Source organism: Salinivibrio sp. KP-1 (assembly GCF_000968645.1).
Lineage (GTDB): Bacteria > Pseudomonadota > Gammaproteobacteria > Enterobacterales > Vibrionaceae > Salinivibrio > Salinivibrio siamensis.
Genome location: NZ_LAQR01000001.1, coordinates 162,358 through 185,557 on the forward strand (window position 1 = coordinate 162,358; position 23,200 = coordinate 185,557).

Annotated in this window: 21 protein-coding genes and 1 riboswitch; of the genes, 11 read left to right on the top strand and 10 right to left on the bottom strand. The window is 50.7% G+C overall.

The annotated features are described in order from the left end of the window. The first annotated feature begins 23 nt into the window (after positions 1-23). The 5 genes from WN56_RS00735 (at position 24) to WN56_RS00755 (ending at position 6,787) form a co-directional block, all read left to right on the top strand. Positions 24-1,280, top strand: coding sequence for an imelysin family protein (locus WN56_RS00735; protein WP_046073152.1), 1,257 nt, complete (start codon positions 24-26; stop codon positions 1,278-1,280). Between the two features lie 60 nt (positions 1,281-1,340). Next, positions 1,341-2,738: a di-heme oxidoredictase family protein gene (locus tag WN56_RS00740; protein WP_046073153.1), complete on the top strand. Its 1,398-nt coding sequence runs from the start codon at positions 1,341-1,343 to the stop codon at positions 2,736-2,738. A 25-nt stretch (positions 2,739-2,763) separates the two neighbouring features. Continuing rightward, a complete protein-coding gene (locus WN56_RS00745) occupies positions 2,764-3,777 on the top strand; it encodes an imelysin family protein (protein WP_046073154.1) in 1,014 nt (337 codons plus the stop codon). Next, entirely contained in the window at positions 3,767-4,864 is a 1,098-nt protein-coding gene (locus WN56_RS00750) for a DUF1513 domain-containing protein (protein ID WP_046073155.1), read from the top strand. The genes WN56_RS00745 and WN56_RS00750 overlap by 11 nt, the downstream gene beginning before the upstream one ends. 150 nt (positions 4,865-5,014) lie before the next feature. Then, positions 5,015-6,787, top strand: a complete 1,773-nt coding sequence (locus WN56_RS00755) for a murein L,D-transpeptidase (RefSeq protein ID WP_197075717.1) — start codon at positions 5,015-5,017, stop codon at positions 6,785-6,787. 73 nt (positions 6,788-6,860) lie between these two features. On the opposite strand, the gene WN56_RS00760 is transcribed toward WN56_RS00755, so the two are convergent. Further along, on the bottom strand, positions 6,861-8,609 hold the full coding sequence (locus WN56_RS00760; RefSeq protein ID WP_046073156.1) for a GNAT family N-acyltransferase: 1,749 nt from the start codon (positions 8,607-8,609) through the stop codon (positions 6,861-6,863). Positions 8,610-8,819: 210 nt separating this feature from the next. Here WN56_RS00760 and WN56_RS00765 point away from each other — a divergent pair, with 210 nt between their 5' ends. Beyond that, positions 8,820-9,464: an MBL fold metallo-hydrolase gene (locus WN56_RS00765; protein ID WP_046073157.1), complete on the top strand. Its 645-nt coding sequence runs from the start codon at positions 8,820-8,822 to the stop codon at positions 9,462-9,464. A 55-nt stretch (positions 9,465-9,519) separates the two neighbouring features. Here WN56_RS00765 and WN56_RS00770 read toward each other — a convergent pair whose 3' ends face one another. After that, a complete protein-coding gene (locus tag WN56_RS00770; protein ID WP_046073158.1) occupies positions 9,520-10,206 on the bottom strand; it encodes a DUF2982 domain-containing protein in 687 nt (228 codons plus the stop codon). A gap of 263 nt (positions 10,207-10,469) precedes the next feature. Between WN56_RS00770 and WN56_RS00775 the strand changes: the two genes are divergently transcribed. Further along, positions 10,470-10,835, top strand: a complete 366-nt coding sequence (locus WN56_RS00775; protein WP_046073159.1) for a hypothetical protein — start codon at positions 10,470-10,472, stop codon at positions 10,833-10,835. Between the two features lie 292 nt (positions 10,836-11,127). Then, positions 11,128-11,559 carry a hypothetical protein gene (locus WN56_RS00780; RefSeq protein ID WP_046073160.1) on the top strand — a complete coding sequence of 144 codons (432 nt, stop codon included), beginning with the start codon at positions 11,128-11,130 and terminating at the stop codon, positions 11,557-11,559. 35 nt (positions 11,560-11,594) lie between these two features. On the opposite strand, the gene WN56_RS00785 is transcribed toward WN56_RS00780, so the two are convergent. Beyond that, complete coding sequence (locus WN56_RS00785) at positions 11,595-12,011, bottom strand: hypothetical protein (protein WP_046073161.1); 417 nt, start codon at positions 12,009-12,011, stop codon at positions 11,595-11,597. Between the two features lie 189 nt (positions 12,012-12,200). Here WN56_RS00785 and WN56_RS00790 point away from each other — a divergent pair, with 189 nt between their 5' ends. Then, entirely contained in the window at positions 12,201-12,821 is a 621-nt protein-coding gene (locus tag WN56_RS00790; RefSeq protein ID WP_046073162.1) for a thiopurine S-methyltransferase, read from the top strand. A gap of 124 nt (positions 12,822-12,945) precedes the next feature. On the opposite strand, the gene WN56_RS00795 is transcribed toward WN56_RS00790, so the two are convergent. The 6 genes from WN56_RS00795 to WN56_RS00820 all read right to left on the bottom strand — a co-directional run bounded on the left by WN56_RS00795 (position 12,946) and on the right by WN56_RS00820 (position 18,899). Next, positions 12,946-13,845, bottom strand: a complete 900-nt coding sequence (locus WN56_RS00795) for a DMT family transporter (protein ID WP_197075718.1) — start codon at positions 13,843-13,845, stop codon at positions 12,946-12,948. Between the two features lie 98 nt (positions 13,846-13,943). Then, entirely contained in the window at positions 13,944-14,834 is an 891-nt protein-coding gene (cdd, locus tag WN56_RS00800) for a cytidine deaminase (RefSeq protein ID WP_046073163.1), read from the bottom strand. A gap of 202 nt (positions 14,835-15,036) precedes the next feature. After that, positions 15,037-15,771, bottom strand: coding sequence for an ABC transporter substrate-binding protein (locus WN56_RS00805; RefSeq protein ID WP_046073164.1), 735 nt, complete (start codon positions 15,769-15,771; stop codon positions 15,037-15,039). Positions 15,772-15,862: 91 nt separating this feature from the next. Beyond that, positions 15,863-16,366, bottom strand: coding sequence for a hypothetical protein (locus WN56_RS00810; RefSeq protein WP_052707982.1), 504 nt, complete (start codon positions 16,364-16,366; stop codon positions 15,863-15,865). A gap of 270 nt (positions 16,367-16,636) precedes the next feature. After that, positions 16,637-18,058, bottom strand: a complete 1,422-nt coding sequence (gene sbcB / locus WN56_RS00815) for an exodeoxyribonuclease I (protein WP_046073165.1) — start codon at positions 18,056-18,058, stop codon at positions 16,637-16,639. 256 nt (positions 18,059-18,314) lie between these two features. Beyond that, positions 18,315-18,899 carry an FMN-dependent NADH-azoreductase gene (locus WN56_RS00820; protein ID WP_046073166.1) on the bottom strand — a complete coding sequence of 195 codons (585 nt, stop codon included), beginning with the start codon at positions 18,897-18,899 and terminating at the stop codon, positions 18,315-18,317. Positions 18,900-19,222: 323 nt separating this feature from the next. Between WN56_RS00820 and WN56_RS00825 the strand changes: the two genes are divergently transcribed. Next, complete coding sequence (locus WN56_RS00825) at positions 19,223-19,897, top strand: HAD family hydrolase (protein ID WP_231637370.1); 675 nt, start codon at positions 19,223-19,225, stop codon at positions 19,895-19,897. Positions 19,898-20,022: 125 nt separating this feature from the next. On the opposite strand, the gene WN56_RS00830 is transcribed toward WN56_RS00825, so the two are convergent. Continuing rightward, entirely contained in the window at positions 20,023-21,441 is a 1,419-nt protein-coding gene (locus tag WN56_RS00830; RefSeq protein ID WP_046073168.1) for a sodium:alanine symporter family protein, read from the bottom strand. A gap of 73 nt (positions 21,442-21,514) precedes the next feature. After that, a riboswitch (glycine riboswitch) is annotated at positions 21,515-21,608 on the bottom strand. 342 nt (positions 21,609-21,950) lie between these two features. Here WN56_RS00830 and WN56_RS00835 point away from each other — a divergent pair. After that, complete coding sequence (locus WN56_RS00835; RefSeq protein ID WP_046073169.1) at positions 21,951-23,117, top strand: J domain-containing protein; 1,167 nt, start codon at positions 21,951-21,953, stop codon at positions 23,115-23,117. The last annotated feature ends 83 nt before the right edge of the window (positions 23,118-23,200 follow it).

A 23,200-nucleotide genomic window follows, 5' to 3' on the forward strand; every position in this document is an offset into this window, starting at 1 on the left:
ATCAAAGCGAAGGACAAAGTACTATGGAAATGACCCCTTTTAAGCGTAACCTTATCGCGCTTTCCTTATTTGCCGCACCTCTGGGTGTTAATGCGGCGACGCAAGAAGACGTTGTTGAACATTACGCTGATATCGCGCATGCGGTATTCGCAGACTCCCACGCGACAGCGGTCGCGCTCGATGACGCTATTGAGGCTTTTACTGCCAGCCCCTCTCAAAAAACCTTTCAGGCAGCAAAAAAAGCATGGTTAGACGCGCGAGTCCCTTATCAGCAGTCAGAAGTGTTCCGTTTTGGCAACGCGATTGTTGATGATTGGGAAGGACAGCTGAACGCGTGGCCATTGGATGAAGGTTTGATTGATTATGTGGCAGACGGTTACCAAGCAGAGCTGGGGAATGCCGGTGCGACAGCAAACATTATTGCCAACCAGAGTATTCAAATTGGTGCGACCGATTTAGACGTGGCTGACATTACGCCAAAACTGTTGGCAAGTCTCAATGAGGTAGGTGGGTCAGAAGCCAACGTTGCTTCCGGTTATCATGCGATTGAATTTTTGCTGTGGGGGCAAGACTTAAATGGCACTAACCCAGGTGCGGGCGAGCGCCCATACTCTGACTTTGCTTACGGGGAAGACTGCACGAACGGCCACTGCGACCGTCGCCGCGAGTACTTGAAAGCGGCCGCCGATCTTTTGGTGGATGATTTAGCCTGGATGCGCGACCAGTGGGCGGAAGGTAATAAAGATAACTATCGCGCGACGCTATTGGCGGATTCGAGCGAGAACGGTTTACGTAAGATGCTGTTTGGTATGGGGTCACTCTCGTTGGGCGAGTTGGCCGGCGAGCGCATGAAGGTGGCATTGGAAGCCAACTCGACCGAAGACGAACACGATTGTTTCTCTGATAATACCCACAATTCGCATTTTTATAACGAGCAAGGCATTTATAATGTCATGATGGGAACCTATCAGCGTGTTGATGGCAGCAAATTGACCGGGCCATCAGTGCTCGACTTGGTCAAAGACAAAGATACTGACGCGGCAAGCGCGATCAAGACAAGCTTTGACCAAGCGCGTGAGCAAGTCAAAACGCTGGTTGTGTCAGCGGAAGAAGACAATGTGCATTTTGATCAATTGATAGCGGCGGGCAACAATGACGGTAACCAACTCGTCAATGCATCCATTACCGCACTGGTTGACCAAACCAAACACATTGAGAAAGCCGCTCAGATCATCGGCATTGATAATCTCAACCCAGATACCGCGGACCATCAATTCTAATTGTCCGCTAATGATGTTAAGCCCCGTGCCGCGGGGCTTTTTGCTTTGTCAGGATACAACATGAAGTCCAAAGTCATTGTTTACCTCGGTGCAATCGGCATCAGTGCCTTGGTGAGCGCTTCAGCGGTTGCTTTTGAACGCACCTCTGGTGGCCGCACCACGGTGATTAAAGAAGGTGCCAACGCTTTCTCCCAACCTGCCGCTAACCTACCCATGAGCGAGCGCATCGACTTCAGTGTCGGGAACAGTTTTTTTCGTAACCCCTGGGTGAGTTCGCCGGCTTCAACCGATGCGCGTGATGGGCTTGGCCCTTTGTTCAATACCAATGGCTGTCAAAATTGTCATATTAAAGACGGCCGTGGGCATCCGCCTTCTCCTGGCGATACCAACGCCGTGTCTATGTTGGTGCGATTGAGTGTGCCGGCAATGAGCGAAGCAGAGCGGCAGAAATTGATCCAATATGGCAATATTCCCGAGCCAAATTATGGGGGTCAGTTGCAAGACTTTGCACTGCCAGGCGCGAAGCCAGAAGGAAAGGTCGCCATTACCTATTCTGCGGTCCCCGTGACCTTTGCCGATGGTGAGACTGTCACTCTGCGTAAGCCACATTTAACGATCACCGATCTTAATTATGGGCCGATGGCAGAAAATGTTCAGATGTCGGCGCGGATTGCGCCTCCGATGATTGGATTGGGGCTGTTGGAATCCATTCCTGCGGAAGACATTTACGCCCTGGCTGATCCTGATGATGCCAATGGCGATGGGATCTCTGGACGACCAAATCAAGTGTGGGATATCGAAAAACAACGCACTGCGCTTGGCCGGTTTGGTTGGAAAGCAGGGCTACCCACGGTTAACCAACAAAACGCCGCGGCCTTCAATGGCGATGTGGGATTAACCACCTCCATGTTTCCTCATCACAATTGTATGCCGTCACAGTCTGTGTGCGACGAGATGCCCAATGGTGGTGATCCAGAAGTCAGCGACAATATCCTCGGGTTTGTAGAGTTTTACGCCCGTCATTTGGCTGTGCCAGCACGTCGCAATATGCAGGATCCGGCAGTGAAAAAGGGACAAGATACCTTCGTTCAAGCCGGCTGCAATGCGTGTCATGTGGCGTCTTTTACCACTGCAAAGCGTCCAGCGCTTCAGGCGCTCAGCGAGCAACGTATTCACCCCTATACAGACTTGCTTTTGCATGACATGGGAGCGGGGCTAGCGGATCATCGTGGAGAGTTTATCGCCAACGGCAGAGAGTGGCGCACACCGCCTCTATGGGGCATTGGGTATACCAAAGAAGTGAATGCGGATGCCACCTATCTACACGATGGTCGCGCGCGTACCCTCATGGAAGCCATTTTATGGCATGATGGCGAAGCCGCCAGTGCGAAACAGCGTGTGCTGGCGATGCCGAAAGCTGAGCGTGACGCATTGATCGCGTTTTTACGTTCATTATAACAACAATATGCTGGAGTCTTGTCGCATGCGTTTTCGACTCAATCCTATCGCCGCGCTCTCTCTGAGCGCCACGGTATTACTCGGTGGGTGTTTATCTCAAACCGAGACTGGGCCTAATCACGGCCTATGGCAACTACAAAAGCAGCGAAGTGAGCAGTTCCTTTCTGCGACCGCGGATCTGGCTAAGACCACGCAATCGGTCTGTACTCAGGATACGCCCATTGAGGATGCGCGCCAAGCGTGGAAGACGGTGATGGCCAATTGGATGCCGTTACAAGGGGTAGAAAAAGGGTCTGAGGACGCCTTGGCGCAAAGTTGGCGTATTCAGTTTTATCCTGACAAAAAAAATACCACAGGGCGAAAAATTAATGCCTTGCTGGCCAGTGATACACAGTGGACCGCGGAGGCATTGGCCGAGCAAAGTGTGGCCGTGCAAGGCGTCGGCGCGATGGAGTGGTTGCTTTATGATCAGCAAGCTGATTTAAGTCAACCGAAACACTGTGAAGTGGCGATGGCGGTCAGTGCTCGCTTGCAACAAACGGCATCTGCGCTCAATGCGGCTTGGCAGCAAAATCCTTGGCATGGCATGCCGCCTTCGATGGCGGTATCAGAAAAGCTCGGTGCGTTGACCCATCAGCTGGATTATGTGCTGAAGAAACTGTCTGGCCCTTTGGGTAAACCGGGCTTTCCTAACCCTTATCAAGGTGAAGCGTGGCGCTCACGGCACTCTCTTACATTGTTACGCCAAAGCATCAAAGCGATGCAAACCCAATATCACGCTGAGGGTGGCATTGAACAATCCCTCCGTGAGCGAGGTTATGATGAGGTCGCGGATCGTGTCAGCGAGCATTGGCAGTTGGCATATAACAGCGTGCCACAAGATGGCGAACCCTTATTTGACAGGCTAAATAGCGTCGCAGGGTATCGAGACATGCTCACCGTCTATAACAATCTAGAATATCTCAAGTTGGTGCTTGGCGGTCAGGTCGCGCAAGATTTAGGTATTATCGTCGGGTTTAATGCATCAGATGGAGACTAGTTTAAAGCGACGCCGTCTATTAAAAGCGGCACTGATGGGAGCGGCGCTGCCTACCGTGGTGAATGCGTTGAGTGGTTGTCGTGGCAACAGCACGTCAGCGCGTTGTGAGCTACTCGGCTGCGCGCTGAGCAGTGATGGAACGTTCGCGGTTGTCGGCGCTGACCGTATGGGACAGCCCGTCTTCCGTCTTCCTTTACCCGCGCGCGGTCATGGTGTCGCCGCCCAACGTCGCGAGGTTGGGACACTGGGTGTGGCATTTGCGCGTCGGCCCGGTCATTTCATGCAGGTGTTTGATTATCAACGTGGCGTGACGTTGTCACAGGTAACGGCCAGCGCAGAACGCTACTTTTACGGCCATGGCGTGATTTCTGATGATGGTCAATGGTTATATACCACTGAAGGAAAACGTCAAACCAGCGAGGGCGTGGTCGGTGTTTATCGACTGAGCGAGCACGGCCAGGTGAAAAAAGTGCGTGAGATAAGCGGCTTTGGGATTGGTCCTCATGAAATCGCGCTGGCGGATGCGAACACACTGGTGGTGGGGGTCGGTGGCATGCATACCGATGGCCGCACCGTGCTAAACATCGATTCAATGTCACCGGCGTTGGTGTACATCGACATCGACACGGGTGAGGTGGTTGAGCGTGCTGAATTAGCCAATAAAAAGCTGAGTATTCGTCATTTGATGGTGTCAGATGAAGGCTATGTGGTGACGGGGCAGCAATACCATGGTCAGGATAATGCCCCCTTGGTGGCCATTCACCGTCGTGGTGAGCCGATGAAAATGCTCAATGCTACCCCTGAGCAATGGGCTCGATTTAACAACTATGTGGCGAGTATCGCGACACTCAATGGCTGGGTGGTGGCGACCTCACCCAGAGGCAATTGCTACGGTGTCTGGTCATTAGACACGAAAAAAATGATAGGTTTGCATCCATTAGTGGATGCCTCTGGTGCCAGTCGTGACGGTGATGTGATCAACTTAAGTTCAGGGGGCGGCAAAATGGTGACCCTTGATAGCGCACATCATCCCGATTATCAGATGACGCCAGTACGATGGGATAATCATTGGATAACGCTGGTGTAATGAAAGCATGGTAGCGTGAAAAGCGGTAGTCTGGAGAGGCTGCCGCTTTTTGTTTCATTGCGGGTTGGGGGGCGAGAAAAAATCAGGCGATGATTTTGTCGAGACGGGGGCAAAATTTGCCATAATTAAAGCATGGATGAGGAGGGGCGTATGGTGAGAAGGCACGGTGCCTGGTTGGCTAACCTTCTGATAGGATATTGTTTTTGGGTAAACCCCGTTGTGGCAAATGAGGCGATCGAGGCCGGTGGCATGCGATTTCTGGCACCATCCACCTCGGCGCATTCGGCCTCAGATCAAGCGGCGTCGGTTGAGCAAACCCTGTCGGCTGACGATCATCGTCAACGCGCCTATCAGTATGCGCGCGACTGGCTGGAGTCGGCCGCCCCCGATGCCACTGTTTTGGCCTATCCCTCAGCGCTGACTCAAGACTATCTCGATAATGGTTTTTCTTTGCTTTGGACCCAGGATGCAGCGCGGGACGAGCTTGCAACGCAAGTTAATGTGATTTCATTAGCCAGCTTCAGTCCGGAATTTGAGTGGCGCGCGTGGCAACTTCGCCAACTCCGCCAGCAGGGTAGCGACACCGCGTATGATATTTTTGCTACCGACACCGCGTATGCCTTGATGAGTTACCTGGATGCGGTGTCCGATAAAGGTATGCGTTGGTTTTTTGGCTCTTTGCATCACACGCCACTGCCCGAGCCCTCCGAGTCTCAGCGAGCGTCCTTTTTTCAAGCAGGTTTGGGGCCGGCGTTGCCCGCTTTTCTGCGCAAGCTTCGGCCTCAGCATCCGCAATATACCGCGCTGATTAAGCAGATTGTTCGCTTGCAACGTCAAGCCCGCTCAGTGTGGCCCAGCGTGACCAGCGATGGATTGATTTACCCTGACCAAGCGGTAGCGATCCCCTTGGCGCTCAACTTAGTTGATAATCTGCGGGTGCAGGGATATTGGGGGGACAGTCAACGGTTAGAGGCACTGGATGGTAAAACGGTGCAATATGGTGGCGATCTACTCGATGCCGTTAAACGGTTTCAGTCACAACACGGACTCAGTGTGGATGGCATCATTGGCCCGTCAACGTTGAAATGGCTTAATTTAGATGCGTCGGCGCGGATCCGGCTGCTGGCGCTTAATGCGGAGCGGTTACGGTTATGGCCCCAGCAACAACCGGATCGCATTGTGGTCAACATCCCGGATTATCGTATGCGCCTGTGGGCTAACGATCAGAATGTGTTCGAGAGCAAAGTGGTGGTCGGACGCCAATCGAGACGCACGCCCCTGTTCTCGTCACGACTCGACTCTGTGGTACTCAATCCAAGCTGGAATGTGCCTCGGAGCATAGTGCAAAAAGATATCTTGCCCAAGCTGGTTGATGGGCACGAGTATTTGTCTCAACATCAATATCGTATTTTGCCCAATTGGCAAAGTGACACCCAGATTGACCCTAGCTCGATTGATTGGCAAAAAGTGTCAGTCGACGGATTTCCCTACCGGCTTCAGCAGGCACCAGGTCGAGGCAACGCCCTCGGAAAATACAAATTCAACACGCCCAATCGTAATGCTATCTACTTGCATGATACGCCAGCGCAAAGTTTATTCAGCCGGTCACGGCGTGCATTTAGTTCCGGCTGTATCCGTGTCGAGCAAGCGGAGCAACTGGCGGACTTATTATTGGATTTATCGGGTAAGCAGCTGACCGACTACCAGTACTATATTGATAAAACCCAGACCAAGTGGGTACCGCTCAAAAAACGTTTAGCGGTACAGACCATTTACCAGACGGCTTGGGTCACTGATGAAGGGGAATTGGCCTTTCGTGATGACGTGTATGCCTATGATGTCCCTGCAAAACGTAAGATCACCACACAAGAGCCTAGTTATTTAACCCAGCAGCGTCATTCTGTGCAGATGCAAGCGCAATAGTCACTAGGAAGCCGCGTATAACCGCGGCTCTCTCTTCATGTCGGTATAGGCGAGTCACGCCATTGTCGTTAGCTCAACGAGATGTATCAGCGTTAGGCTGGTGGCTCAGGTGAGGGGCAATGTAGCGTTGATAGCGTTTGGGTTTTAAGCGCTTAAGATCGACCAAAACAAGACCATCAATACAATCGGCAAAGTCAGGATCCACGCCGAAGTCCAGGAACTGGACACCACCTGGTTCACATAACTCACTATACTGTTTATACAAGGTGGGGACCCCAACGCCTAAGTGATCGAGTAGCATTTTAAGTTGTTTAAGGTCTTTGGCGTAATCGTTCCCGCAGAAGTGACCCAGAAGCTCACTTTCTTTACTGTCTGCCAGTTCAAAGGGGCGTTTAGAGCGTGCACACTCGCTCTCGCCAGTAAAGTAGGTACGGTAAAAGAAAATGAGTAATTCTTTAGCCGCCTGTGGCATGGCGTTGCTGATGGTGACTGGACCAAACAGATAACGGTATTGTGGCTTCTGCGCGAGCAGAGCGCCAATACCAAGCCATAAATAGTCCAAACTCCGTTTGCCCCAATATTTAGGTTGCACAAAACTACGTCCCAGCTCCAGCCCCTGTGCAAGATACGGCTGCATGCCTTGCTCAAAATCGAATAAACTCGCGCTATAGATCCCATCAATCCCTTGGGCGGTGAGCGTCGCTTGGGTGTCACATAAGCGGTAGGCGCCCACAATATCGAGTTCGGCGGGATCCCAAAGGACCAAATGCCAGTAATGCTGATCATATTTATCGAGATCACGTCGCTGACCTGTGCCTTCTCCCACAGCACGAAAAGCGACTTCACGTAATCGTCCAATCTCGCGCATGACAGGGGAGTCTGCTTGATAGTCGAGTAAGTAAATCAGTTTACCATCCGGTGTTTGTCCGAGTTGCTGGCCAGCATTGAGGGCTTGTTTAAGCGCTAAACGAGGCTCGGGAGAGGCGATGGCTGTCTCTGTGGGAAACAAGCCAGGCTTGCGTTTGGCAATACGATACAAGTGCTTATGGAATAACTTAACGCGTGTTTTGACGGGCAGGGAGGCAGTAGCACTGTAACTGTGGTGTGGGATTAATTCGCCGACGGTAAAAGCAATGGTATTGTTCTCTTGGCGAAACATTTCCTCGACGAGCAACAGGGTAGAGAGCGGCTTATATACCATGGATGCGCCATAAAAACGGGCTGAATTACGGCCCTGGACGTGAATCGGGAGAATGGGCGCTTTTGATTTGGTTGCCATGCGTAAAAAGCCAGGGTGCCAGGCGCCATCACGGATCCCGGTTGGCGCCACCCGTGACACTTCACCGGCGGGGAAAATGATGATTGCTCCGTCATTTTCCAGCCACTGAGTCATGTTTTGTAGGTTCTGTTTCGGGGTATATCCCCCCATATTGTTGACGGGCAACAAGCAAACGTGGAGCGGTTTAACCTGCATTAATAAATCGTTAGCAATCACTTTGACGTCCGGTCGGACAGAGCGCACCAGTTTTAACAGCGCCAGTCCATCCAGCGAGCCGATAGGGTGATTGGCGATAATCACGACACGTCCTGATTCGGGAATCCGCTCTTTCTCGCGATCACTCACCCGATAGCTAAAGTTAAAGTAGTCGAGCACTTGTTCAACAAACTCAAACCCTTGCAGATGAGGATACCGCTCAGCAAAGGCTTGAAACTCCTGCTCATGAAGTAACCGTTTAAGGGTTCTACTGACGGGACGTTTTAGCCAGTCACGCTGTTCTAGTTGGGGATAATGAGACGATAGAACTTTATCAACATCTAACATAAGCAACCCTGCATGCAAAAATGCGCATCTGATTTATCCAGATATCCTGACGTTAGCCTAGATAGTAAAAGTGACACCTCCTTGGCAGCATAGTTGCAAACTGATGACAGCGTGGCATAGTGAGGCGCATATTGACGATTCAAAACCTGAGGGCGTGTCACGGATTACGTGTTATTGCGTCACTGAACAGACAAAGAGAAGGTTAACTCCATGGCGTTGCATTATGAAATTGTGCCAGTCACGGCATTTCAGCAAAATTGCTCCATTATTTGGTGCGACCAAACGCAACAGGCGGCTGTCGTGGATCCCGGTGGGGATATTGCTAAAATTCGCCAAGTCATTCATTCGCTCGAAGTGACGGTGACGAAAATCCTCCTAACGCATGGCCATTTAGATCATGTTGGCGGCACTGTTGAGCTTGCTAGCGCGTTAAATGTCCCTGTGGTGGGACCGCACAAGGAAGATGCTTTCTGGCTACAAGCGTTGCCGGCACAAGCCCAAATGTTTGGTTTCGCGCACGCTGAGCCGTTTGACCCTGATCAGTGGCTACAACAAGGTGACACCGTGTCCGTGGGTAATAGTACGCTCTCGGTGTTGTTTGCCCCTGGACATACCCCTGGCCACATTGTGTTTGTCGATCTGGAAGGGCGAACCGCTTGGGTAGGAGATGTGCTGTTTAACGGTGGTATCGGGCGAACTGATTTTCCCAAAGGGGATCACGCCACCTTGATCAACGCCATCAAACACACCTTGCTGCCGGTTGGGGATGATGTGACCTTTATCCCTGGCCATGGCCCTACATCGACCTTGGGTCACGAGCGGAAAACGAACCCCTTTTTAACGGGAGCGTTCTAACCTACCGTTGAGAACAGCCGGCCTTTTGCTGCTATCTGATGCTAAAGGCTAGTCTTTAGTCATCACCGCTGGCAGCGGCCAAATAGCGCCGGGCGACGCCAACAAAGTCCTCGAGGGGTCTATCGAGCAAGTCTTCGCTGACAAACAAATCGTACCCGAGTAACTCTCTGGTATAGCGCATACGGTTTGCCAGCATGGCCATCAACCCTTTGTATAGCACGCCGTTGCTTCCCCGATACGGCGTGTCATCAAACATCATGTCTTCTAGCGGTTTACTGGGTTTATGGTCTCCACGCCGATACGCAGTGATGAGTAATGCGCGTTGCGTCATAATAATGTGGGTTACCATTCGCAAGCTGATACTGTCTAAGAGCGCATCGTAACGCTTAATTTTTATTCCAACCCATGGAAGCGGTTCACCTAATCCTTGCCGGTGGAGGTGCGGGATGCCAATGGCTTCAATGTTTCGCCACTTAAGCGCCCAGCCACCACGAAAACTATGGTGCTGTAAGTGCATAAATGACAATGAAAAAGAGAGCTGAACACGTTGAAGCAACTGGTTAACGGCATAAAAAATGGCAATTATGGCCGCCAAGCCCAATAAGCCCTGGCCAAGCGAGAGCGTCGGTTGGACGAGGAAAAAGCAGATCAAAAGAAACGCCACCGCCATGGCGGCTAACATGCTCCAGCGCGCCGCTTCAAATTGAGGAGGATAGATTTTGATCGTCTTTAAAGCATCCATGATCATCCATTCTTCGCAAGAGGTGGCAAAACCGCCCCGTCTTTTTTACAAACTACCCGTTAAATATACGCGCATAGTGTCTGATTAGTTTGCCTAAGAATCACTGGATTGGTAAACATTTATCGCTGAATATCACGATCTTTGCGCCTATTAGGGGGCGGTTACCTACAAAAGTGGCTGGAAATTTGGTATAACACGCGCTTTGTTTTTCACCCGCTGCATTCAGCAAGCCTGAACGTAGTGCGTCGGAGTAGGATGATTGAATGAAAATCTCTCACAAGCGTAAGGTACAACTTAAACTCAACAAGCGTGTTAAGGCATCATCGCCAGCACGTCAGCGTCCGGTTAAATCAAAACCGGTTGCCGCTGCGAAACCAGCAGCAAAACCAGCCGCTAAGGCACCGGTGGCGAGCTCAGCCTCTTCATTGACGCCAAAGCAACAGCAAGTACTCGAGATTGTTCAAGCAAACCCTGACGGCATTAATCCAAAAGGGATTGGCCTTGCGGCTGGTCAAGAAGACACGAAAGCGGCTTCTTGGGCGACAGGCGCATTGAAAAAATTGACTGAAGAAGGCGCCGTTGAGCGTGTTCAAGTCGCCGCCAACAAGGTGATTTACAAAGCTTGTTGATCCCTTTGCGCATCCGCTTACGTGTTTGATGATGGTATTTGATACGTAAGCGGATGTTCACTCGACTCACCAATATTCTTGTCTGATTTTCTCCCCGCATTGTGATGCTAGGGTAAACAAACTTTTCTATTATCAACTATTTGTTTTTATTGTGTTAATAAAGTTTGTCTTTATTGCGCATTCCCTTAGCTAAAGCATGATCAAGCGCAAAATACTGTACGATCTTCCAGACATACGTTTAAAACTGCCTATAGTGGGAGTGTCTATTTCATTTTCTGTCTGGAGGTAAGCCATGGATGTGCTGTCAACCCAGCTGAAAGCGCCCACAGAAGTCGTTTTCGACTACACCCACTTTTTGTGTGAGAGTCAGCAACCAAACTGGACGTTTACCGATATTTTTCGCAGTTTATTACCCATCTTTACGACTGTGCTTGAACATCAAGCCAGTGATGGAGCGTCTCCGCTTTCTGCACAAGAGCAGCTATACCAGCAAGCCACTCGCGTGATGTCGGTGCGTAACACCGATACGGCCAATTTGGTGCAGCTGGCACGTCTTGCGCGTCAACAAGGCATTGAAGAGCTAACGATTTTAATGCCTTATGCCCTTGAATATCGACAAATGGAGGCGATTAGCCAGCAAACCGATGCGCAAATTGAGTACAGCAATGAGAACCGTGAATGGGTTCGTCTAACGCTACCCTCAGGTCTTAATCCTCAATCCTAACCAGCCATGATCCCAACTTATTGATACTGCGTGAATTAGTGACGCTGGATAAAGGCGGGATCGACGCGCGCGATCCCTTGTTTGTTTTGCTCACAGTAATTGAACGGCTTGTCTGTTGGGGTAAAGGCGATAATGGCACATGAGGTGTCAGCCGCTAACGCCGCATCAATAAGCGCTTCATCATCGTACCCTGCTTGGCGATGGACCACTCGTACTTGATTCGCATTAATGCCCCAGAGGCTAAGCTGTGCCGCATTTAAAGCGCGAGGTGGATTAATGATCGTGACCCACTTGGGCTGGCGTGCTTGCAGTGCAATCGCGCGTAAGGTCGCTTGCCAGTGTGCGTTTACCTGTGTGGCGGCGGTAAAAGCAGCATGATAGCAAGATGATGGCGTGACACGCGCGGGAGACTGAACCTTAGCTTGATTTGACACATTAGACGTCACGTACATAAAAAACCTGTATATATAATCAATACTGTATGTTTAAACAGTAATGTTTTGTGGCGTCACTCGCAAGTCACTTAGTGGCTAGTTTGTGATCAAGATCGATAATAGCGTCTAACGCGCCTGAGTCTCGACGTTAGTGAGTTTGGGGAAATAACTTGCTAAAATCACCGTTTTCATCACGTTGGAGAGAGCATGGAACAAGCGTTCTGGCATCAGCGCTGGGCTGAAAACCAAATAGGCTTTCATCGCGATACGGTACACCCGATGCTTATCCGCCACTGGTCATCACTGGCCCCACAAAGTGACGAAACGGTTTTGGTGCCCCTTTGCGGAAAGTCGATCGATCTCAACTGGCTTGCTGAAAAACATCAGCATGTGATTGGCGTCGAGCTTAGTGAGATCGCAGTGCGTGCGTTTTTCTCGGAAAACTTATATACCCCTCAGGTTTATCGCGCACCGTCAGGGCATATGCACTATTGTTTTGATGAACTGGAGCTGATCAATGGCGATTTCTTTACCGCGCGCCTGAGTCCTATGCCATTGATTTATGATCGCGCCGCCTTGGTGGCCATGCCGCCTGCTATGCGTGCGCAGTATGTCAGCCATATTCGAACCTTGCTGGCACCTGGAGGGCGTTTGCTGCTGATTACCTTATTTTATCCGCAAACGGATGACACGCCGCCATTTTCCATTGATGCGTCGGTGGTAGAAGAGGCGTTCCAAGGCTTAGACATCAGTTTGCTCGAGACACACACGGAACCCGACGGCGAGCGTGGTGAACAAGTGTGGTTAATCAAAGCAGCGGCGTCGTAGTGGCCGATGTGGGTGAGAATGTGTCAAGGGGCCATGACGGCCCCTTTTCTTTGACGTCGCACGCTCTTTGACGGCGTAAGCAGCCGTCTTAGTGGGCAAGAAAGCGTGGAAACTGGCAAACCGACTATGCGAGCTTATTTTGTGCCTGCGTGTATTGGCGTGATTCCCAGTGAGTAATAAAAAAGACCGCTGCAATAATAATACCTGCCCCTAACCACAGTCGGCCGGGTGGAACCCAACTAAACACCAGCCAACCAAAGAGGACGTTAAGAGGGAGTTTAGCGTGATCAAAAGGCTGCACAAAAGAGGCATCGGAAACAGCATATGCCTTGGCAATGGCCCACTGTGCGAGGGCGGTCAGTATGCCGGCGCCAAATAACATCCACCAAGCAGTGGATGTCTGAGGGAGCGTCCAATCAGGCACGGCGAGTAGCAAATTAAAGGGCGTGATCAACAAAAGTAGATATACCACCATGGTGGTGGGAGGGTCATAAACGGATAAACGTTTCACCATCAGCGAGTAGGTGGCCCAGAAAAACGCCGCACCAACAGGCAATAACGTTGCCCAAGTGAACGCATTTGACCAAGGCTCGAGGATAATCATGGCGCCGCAAAACCCAGCGAGCGTCGCAAGACCGCGCGCGATCCCCACTCGCTCTCGTAAAAACAGCCCAGAGCCTACCGTTGCGAATAGCGGTGAGGTCATTAATAGCGCAATCCCTTGCCAAATGGGCACTGGGTAGGCCAGCGCCCACAGCCACAGTTGAATGCCAATCACGGAGATAAACACTCGCAGACAATGCTGACCAAGGTGTTGGGTTTTGAGTGCTTGACGGATCCCGAGTTGCTTCAACCAGGGGATCATCGCAACCAAGGCGATGGCGTATTGAATGAAGGCAACCGTGGTAGAGGGTAAGCCCATTTTAAAACTAACGTACTGAGACAGGCTGTTAACGAGGGCAAAACACAGGCCTGCGGTCAGCATCCAGGCCGCACCTTGGAGTGGATTATGAATCTGTTTCATTGCCGTGACTATCCGAAAAAAGACGCACGGATAGTAGCGCAAATCCGACCTCAGGGCGACCTGAAATCCCCTGAGGGCCGGACAAATAAGGAGCGCGCTTAGCGGGTTGAATACACTAAGGGAATATCTGGGTCAATGGCATCCAGTGTTGCCTGGGTATCGGCTAGGTGACTGACTGTACTCGTTGCCATTTCGGCCAACGCAACAGAGCGAATGTCTGTCCAATGGTAGCCCGCCATATTGACCGCAATTAATGCAACCTGAAGAGGCGGAAGACTTGGGTTAAAAGCCGCGTTCTCGGCATACATGCCAGAGAAAAATTCGCCATCATTGGTTTCAACCGCTGCCCCGCTATAGTTACCTGAGTAGGGCGCGTGACTGCGGTTAGCGGCGTCAGCGGCGGCTTTTAGCAATGGGATATCGATATCATCCGTTGATAATTGATTGGACTCGTCAGTCAATAAACGAGAGTCAATCCCCAAATCGGCAGGACCAAACGGCTCGGGTAGATAGGTGTGCAAATCTTTCGGATCGGATTGTGGCAGCTGGATGATCAAGGACTCAGCGCCATTGAGCTCATTCATGAACTGCCGACAGTGACCACATGGGCTGTAATTGATCGTAATATCGGTGAGGCGTTTTGCCCCTTTTGTCCAAGCATGGCTGATAGCGCATTGCTCGGCATGCACTGTCTGCCCTAGCTGCACCCCGGTGAATTCAATGTTTGCGCCTAAATACAGGGTGCCACTTTCATCACGGACAATAGCACCAACATTAAACTGAGAAATGGGGGTAACCGCATAGGCCGCCGCCAAAGGCAATAAAGCAAGACGCAGTGCGGCGCCGTTAAGGCCACTGGCGGATTCCATCTGCGCCACCTGCTCTGGTGTGAAGGTAGCACCAAAGTTTGCGTCATTTATCCAATCAGAGACAACGCTTTGTAGGGCGTCGGGTAATTGTGTCAGTGCGTCAGTTAGTGCGGTTCGCATAGCATCTCTTCTTTATCGTTAACGGGAGGACAGTGTAGAGAAGCCTTTTCAATAATTGTGTGAGTAATGTCACGCATGTTTTGCAAGAGCGGATTTGTTGCTGAAAGTTAGAGTGACATCAATATTTTTATGCCTTTTAATGTGGCCATCATGACGACGTGCGTAGGCAGACACGTCCGCGAGCCGAAAGACGGTTGATGCATTATGGCTGCCAATCGACATAGGGGCGATGTACCTTACGATACTCACGCGCGAGATCGCCCTGGTCACGCAAGCGAGTAATCAGTCGTGTGAGATACGCATCGATTTCTCGGCCCGCTTCGCCCTTAGGAATGATGAAGACATCGTGGAAGTCAGCAAAGTGTGCGCGTTTGATCATGGTTAAACCTAGCTCTTTAAGTGCCATGTCAGCTTCCTCTTGCGCCCAAACGAAACCATCAATTCTCCCCGCGGCCAAGCGCAACAAAGATTGTTTAATACTGTGCGAGCGTTGCACCTTAAAAGGCATATAGTAGGGGACGGCTTCAATGGTATAGCGCGAGGGGGTTGCCCACAGCGCTTTGACCGAGAGCGGGAGCGCTTTATTGGTGTAAAGGACATGTGTGACCTGGCCAAATGACACCTCGCTAAAGTCGAAAGGCAAGGTGGACACTTCCCGCGTCGGACGCACCGCGGGTAAACCAAAGTCGGCTCGCCCTTGTGCGACACTGTTTATCGCGCGATGAATAGGGAAAACCTCGATAATAATCTTGGTGCTAGGGTCTTGCTCATCAAGGTAGCGGACGAAATCGACAAACGCGCCGCTACCATCCAAATTGATCAAGCCAGGTAGTTCGCCAAGGTGTGCGACATAGGTTTGTTCAATGGTGGCTCGGGTAGGGGTGGAGAGGCTGAGCAGCGTGATAAACAACAGAAGCGGTAAATAGCGGCGTGGCATTATCTCTCTCTCAGATTTTAAAGCCAATGGACAAAGCAAAAACGACGACCTAACACGACACGCCCGTGGCGCACCACGGGCATCAAACACGCTAAGCTTGAGTCAATAATGCTGTCATGCCAATAATGACCGCCGCTGCCGTGACCAGGATCGTGAGTGGTTTAGCGATACTAAACGACGACTCTTCAATGGTCGTTGAGTGCGTTAAAGACGGTGGAGGTGTCTGCGATGCAGCGTTTGCTGCTCGTCCTGGACGCTTGGCAAGTGTTTGCTGCGGAAGCGACACACGAAAACCAAATTCACCGACTACTTCAAAGGGAAGGCATTTTTTGCCGTTGCGGTAGGATTTGGCCATTAATGATGTCACCACACTTTGATGCTGGGCAAATGAGCTGTCGGGCAAGGCCACTTGTTTGAATAAGGTGCGGCTAGAGAGTACCTCTCCGGCATAGTAGCAAAGCATCTCGAGTAAACGAGACTCTTCGTAAGAGAGAACCGTCATCGTGTCATCGGCCCAATATAACGTACGGCTTTCTGGTTCAAAATCAACCTCGGGAAAGCGGTAACAGCGCGTATCTACTTTTGTTGTCATCATTGCCCACACTCCAAACAACATCCTTTTTAAAAGTGTGGACTCAAATCACAGAACTGCAACTGGTCAAGCTATCTTTTTTTTGGTAGGACAAAGTGGGCAGTGTGTCAGCATTGCTAGTTAATAACTTAAAAAACATGACGTTAAAAATAAAAGGCGACCAAACCTGTCCACCACCGCTACCTGATAGGTAGACTAAGGTCGGAGTGATGGTCGGTCGCCTTACTGACCGGACGGTGTATTCGCGATGCGTCTTTAGCAACCGTGCCAGTGTTAGCCAACCAGTGATTCCACATAGTGGTAAATCGCTTTTAAAACGCGAACTTTATCCTCCTCAGCTTGGTGCTGTTCAGCGAGATGCTGCAGGTTATCCATATAAGCAGGAAGGTGTGTTTCAAAGTAATCACGTCGATGCATAAACCATTTTTGCTGCTCGGCTTCGGTGAGTGTCCACGGGTAATTGCGCGCGCGATAACGGAATAACAGCGGCTTAATGCGCCAGTCATCAACACTGAGATCCAGGGCTGCAAGATTCTCAGGATCGCGTGCACGGATGATGTCCATCGCACTGCGGTCGCTTTTCGAGAAAAAGCCCGCATACAGGGCCGTATCCACGTCCTGATCGTTGAAAGGCTTGGTATCGGCAAACACGGCAACGAGCTTTTCGCGTAATTCTGGTGCGGCTTTCAATGCTTTTAGGTGTTGTAAGCACGCTTCGCGATCCACACCGAGTCGGGCAGCATCCTCTGGTCGTAATGTTTTTGCATCGGCGAGAACGGGGCATTTATTGATATGCACCAGTTTAAGTGGTGCCGGTAACTGTCCTTCCGTGAGGTCTTGGTGCGGGGTATACAGGCGCTCGCGTAACGTATCAGCGTCCAATTCAAACAAAGGGGCCGGGTCACGGGCCAGATCGACAGTAATCACGGCATTAGGGTTATCAGGATGCCAAGCAACGGGCACAATCCAGCTGGTGTTGCCTCGCTCGGTGCCGAACATGCCAGAGACATGCACGAGAGGTGTCATATTCACCACATCGATCAGGTGCTTGATTTTGTTTTTATTCCGATGTTTTAACAAATAATCAAATAGCCGTGGCTGTGCCGCCTTGACCTTTTTCGCCAGCTCTATGGTCGCGTGCACATCCGCCATCGCATCGTGTGCGTCGCTATGTTCTATACCATTGGCAACAGAAAGGTTTTCTAGTTTAAAGCTAGGTTTACCGTTGTCATCGTGGGGCCATTCAATACCATCCGGACGCAGTGCGTAGCAGGCGCGCATTACATCGAGCAAATCCCAGCGCGAATTACCGTTTTGCCAACTCCAGCCGTATGGGTCAAAAAAGTTGCGGTACAGCGTGTATCGCGTGACTTCATCATCAAAGCGCACGTTGTTATACCCGACAATGCAGGTATTGGGTTGCGAGAAGGCTGTATGGATCTGCGCGATGAACTCCGGCTCGGATAAGCCTTTTTTCAGTGCCAGCTGCGGTGTAATCCCGGTGACCAAACAGGCTTCCGGAGCCGGTAAGTAGTCATTGGGTGGTTGGCAGTACAGGACTAAGGGTTCACCGATGACATTAAAGTCACTGTCGGTACGAACGCCAGCAAATTGGCAAGGCCTGTCTTTACCTGGATGGGTGCCGAATGTTTCAAAATCGTAGAAAAAAAAGCTTGGCTGGTCGGCGTCTGTCACAATCGAATCCAACTTGGTCAATAAGAAAGCAGGCGCAAAATCCTGCGATAAACCAGTATGGTAACACTGGCATCGCGTATCACCAATCCTGAGCTAACCGGCGCCATATTGAAGCGCTGGTGCGTATAAAAACAGGCAGTCAGCAGTGAAGATCGATAATGAGAGCCTGCACGCAGGCAGGCTATCGTGATAAGGCAGGTGGAAAGGTCGGTTCGTTCACGTCGCGCGAACACCCAAAAGCATGCGTTATCCGCCGCTAAGACGCTAAGCGTTTCAGTGTTTGCTTGGCCTCATCAATGGCTTGGCTTGCAGTGTCTTCGCCCATTGCCAGCCCCTCGGCGTAAACAAACTCGACGTCGGTGATCCCAATAAAGCCAAGTACGGTCTGCATGTAACCCGTGATATGGTCGGTCGTGCCCCCTTTGTGCATCCCACCGCGTGTGGTGACCACAATGGCACGCTTGCCTTTCAGTAGACCTTCGGGACCATTTTCAGTGTAACGGAAAGTCACCCCCGCACGGGCAACGAGATCAATCCAAGCTTTGAGTTGCACGGGGATAGTGAAGTTGTACATAGGCGCAGCAATCACTAGGGTATCGCTTTGCTGAATTTCTTCAATCAACTGATCTGAGGCTTGCTGAACTTGCTGCTGGGCATCAGTGAGTTCACCTGTACCGCGTAGGCCGCCCACATTGTCCCCAGTGAGAACCGGCAATAGGGTAGAAGCAAGATCGCGCTCAATCAGCGTGTCTGGAGACAGCTCATCCACCACACTGTTAATCACAGCGTTTGAGCTTGAGTAGGGGCCAAGAATACTTGATTTCAGTACCAGCGCTTTCATGCGTCTCTCCTTACAGTTTATGGCGTTTTGCCCATGAGGTTGTTTTGTTGACTCGATGTAGTCTAGAGACTTTCATAATGAACACCAGCGTACAGATTCGTTAAACTTGTTCAAAAATTTTGTTGATGTCGCTGCACGTGGCGTGGTCAGTTGCGCTGCGTGAGCATGGGCGTATGATAGCGGCCGATAGTCGTTCAAAATGTAAAAATAATGTTATAATGCCCGTTGTGTTGGCTAGGGATCCAAGACAAAGAACGGCAAAGCGCCAGATCAAATCACAAGTCGGTCGCTTGTGGGACGCAACGGGGTTTGAGGAAATGCGCGTGAAAAATTTATTTATGTTAGACGTGGATGGCACGCTGGTCGATAGCTGCCAAATGGACCACGAGTGTTTTAGTCAAGCTGTTTATGAAGTTACCGGTTTAACGGTGCCGGATGATTGGGGTGGCTACACCAATGTCACCGATGCGGGGATCATTGAAGAGCTGATTGATAGTCATGATCTTCAGCGCGAAAAGATCATGTTGTTTCGAGAAATTAAGCGCGTGTTTACGCATAAACTGGCCAGCGCAATTGCTAACCACGGATTAAAGCCGTTGCCAGGTGCGGTAGCATTTATTGATGAGATGCGTCATATGCCGACCGTTGCCTTGGCGATAGCAACAGGAGGTTGGGAAGAAACCGCACGGATGAAGCTTAAAGCCGCTGGTTTTAATATTGATGGCATTGTTTTTTCTTCGTGTTCAGATGCGATGAGTCGTAGCGAAGTGATGGCATTGGCTGCGTTCCGCGCCAAACAAGATTACGGTGTCCATTTTGAACGGCGCATTTATTTTGGTGATGGGGTGTGGGATAAACAAGCCACGCAGTCACTAAATTACGAATTTGTCGCCGTGGGCGATAAAGTCGAACACGACGTAAGTGTGAGCAATTTCGTCAACCCGCGTGCGATTTTAGGCAAACTGGGTATTGATGAAGCGCAGCGTCAATACGCCTAACCGTTTTATGCGTAAACGCGATGCAATGCGTGAACGCGAACAATGAGCAGAAAAGAAAAGCCGACGTGTTGACACGTCGGCTTTTTTATTTGCTGTTCAACTTCTTAGCGAGTCGCTAATCACTTTCACTGTGCATCAACAACGGCGTTGTTTTCTTGGCTCGGTACATTGGTTGCGCGAGTCCGGTTGTCTAGTGTGGCAAAGTAAGCTTGGGTTTCCGCAATGACCACCTTGCGCAGCAGCAATAAACCAATCAAGTTAGGAATCGCCATTAAGCCGTTGACGATATCGGCCAGTATCCAAATCGTATTCAATTGAATAAAGGCACCGGATGCAATTAAGCCGATAAAGAATAGCTTATAGATATAAATGGCTTTTTTGCCAAACAGGTACGCGACGCAGCGCTCGCCGTAATAGTGCCAACCTAAAATGGTGGTGAAGGCAAAAAACAATAGGCCAATGTTGACCAGCACCGGACCAACACTGCTTTCCATCCCTACCGCAAACGCATGTGAGGTCATGGCGGCGCCTGCGAGCTCCCCAGACCAAGATTGCGTTAGGATCAAGGTCAGTCCTGTCATGGTACAAATCACCAGCGTATCGATAAAGGTGCCAGTCATTGATACTAAGCCTTGCTCAACACAGGAGTCTGTTTTTGCTGCGGCCGCGGCGATGGGCGCACTCCCGAGGCCAGATTCGTTAGAGAATACCCCACGTGCAATACCCGATTGAATCGCAAGCATCATGCCGGCACCCGCAAAGCCTCCAGTTGCGGCCATGCCGTTGAAAGCAGATTCAAACACCAGACTGACTGCTTGTGGTAGTTGTTCGGCGTTTGCCACGAGGACCCATAAGCACGCGCTTACATAAAGCACTGCCATAACAGGCACAATTTTGGCGGCGACGGCGGAAATGGATTTGACGCCACCCAAGGTAACTGAGGCGACGAGCACGGTTAACAGAGCTGCGACAACGGCTGTTGGGATATTAAATAGGTGGGTCGCCGCGCTGCTAATCGCGTTCACTTGTGGGAAGGTGCCTATGCCAAAGCATGCCACTCCCAGTCCAAATAAAGCAAAGAGCTTGGCGAGAATGGGTTTACCGGCACCTTTAGAAAGGTACATCATGGGTCCACCAAGCATGTTGCCTTTATGGTCGACCTCACGGTATTTCACCGCGAGTAGACACTCGGCGTACTTAGTCGCCATGCCCAAAAAGGCGGCGAGCCACATCCAAAACAGTGCCCCTGGGCCCCCAAGAGAAATGGCGGTGGCCACGCCGATGATATTTCCGGTACCTATGGTTGCGGATAAGGCTGTACACAGTGCCGCAAACCCTGAAACATCCCCTTGGGTTTTGGCGTTCGACGGCTTAAAGATTTGCTTGAGCGCAAACGGCAGGCGACGGAGTTGGAGTAGCCCTAACCGTACTGTAAAAAAGAGCCCCGTACCGGTGAGTAGTAAAAGAAGCGGTGGCCCCCATATCCAGTCGTCAATGGTGGCTAGAAGTGTTTGTATATCTGGTAGTTGCGAAAAAAATGGCATTCATTCCCCCTTTAAACATCAAAGGAGGAGATAGACCACACTAATATTAACAAAAGTGCTACATATTGGGGTGGGTATCTCCTCTGTCCTTTTGCCTGAGAGTTTCACTTGAAAACAAGCTTGCTCCTTCGGCGCCCGAACTAACGGGTCTCTCCAGAGTCTCCTCCAACAGCAGTCCATACAATTAAGTGCCTGAAAGATTTACTTCTTCGGCGGATGGCGTCAGCCACCTCTCTCCTGCTGTCTTCATCGGAACGTCGTTATGACGGAAAGTATGATAGATCACAGAAATATGAATGCAATGCAAAAATCAGTGAATGGGGAATAATTCTTTCTTAATGGCAAAAAACACAAACTTTTAGTATTTATTTCTAACAACAGAGATGTCGACGTATGCCTTCGCCGAGTTTGTTAACTTGAAAACAAGATGAAAGGGGTTAATTTTTTCCCACATTGGCCGATAAATTGGCTAATCTGGACAGGCAACGAGTAGGATAACGAGCAGCAGCATGACCACGTGGAACGAACTTTTAGGCGTGAACGCTGGCGACAATGCCGAGCAAATAAAACAGCGCTATAAGCGACTTTCTAGCCGCGTACATCCAGATAAAGGAGGCAGTACGGGGCTAATGCAGCTGGTCAGTGAAGCCTATCAAGCGGTTAAGTCAGGTAAAGGCGAGGGCAGTGCGCTGGGTCAGTCGCTAAGTGGTGCCAGTCAGGCAGCATTGCGTAGCCAAATTGCGCATCTACAAAAAGAACTGGCGGCGCTACAACAAGAAAATCGGACATTGAAGTCTCGCCAAGCCAATACTCAAATCCCCGCACACTTGACAGCCAAAATTGCCAAACTCGAATTTGATAACCGCCAATGGCGCGAGCAATACCAAAAGCTTGAGCGACAGCATCACTCATTGGAATCTCAGCATCACGCGTTACAGCGCGAGCAGGACCAACGTAAAAAAGACCTGGTACAGGTGAACCGTGAGTTAAAAGAAGCGCTATCGCGCGCAGAGCAATTGGAAACTGATCTCACTCGCAAAGCGACACCAGTGACATTAAAGCCAGCCAAACCTGGTTTATCTTGGCGCTGGGTGCTTGTGTCTTGGGCCATGATGGCGCTGCTGATAAGCCCATTGGGCCAATGGCAGCAATGGGTTGACCGCTTTTGGGGGCAAGATCAGGACCAGACCGCACAACGTGTACGTATTATCGACCCAGCGCCCTCAGAGTCTCAGCCCACGCAAGCGAATAATGAGCCTCAGCCTCAGGCGGCGCCTGCACCAGCGATACCCGTTGCCCCGATGATTCAGCTTAACCCTGACGCGAATCAGTGGCATATCAATCAATATGCAGAGACCGCACGGCCTTACTTGGCCTTACGCAGTGAGCAAGGGTCATATGTGGTCGCGAATTGTATGGGCGAGTTTTATATCTACCTTAATCAGGGCTATCAGCCGCTTCGTGTGCCACCAAACTTGGATTACGTGGCACAGCGTCAGCATTTTCATGTTTATGCCATCCCTTACGGGCAGGGGGCATCGGTGGATAGTTGGCAGTTGGCACGTAAGGTACAAATACTCGAACACACCTTCGTTAGTGCTGACTTGGCGCCCAAACTCAGCGCTTTTGAACAATCCTGTCGACAAGTACCAGGTTTAACCGCGGTAAACTTATAAACAGTATCGTGACTAGGCACGCATCTCACATCGCTTTAATCATTGCCTCGCACGGAAATCGATAGCGAGATCGCAGACCGCGA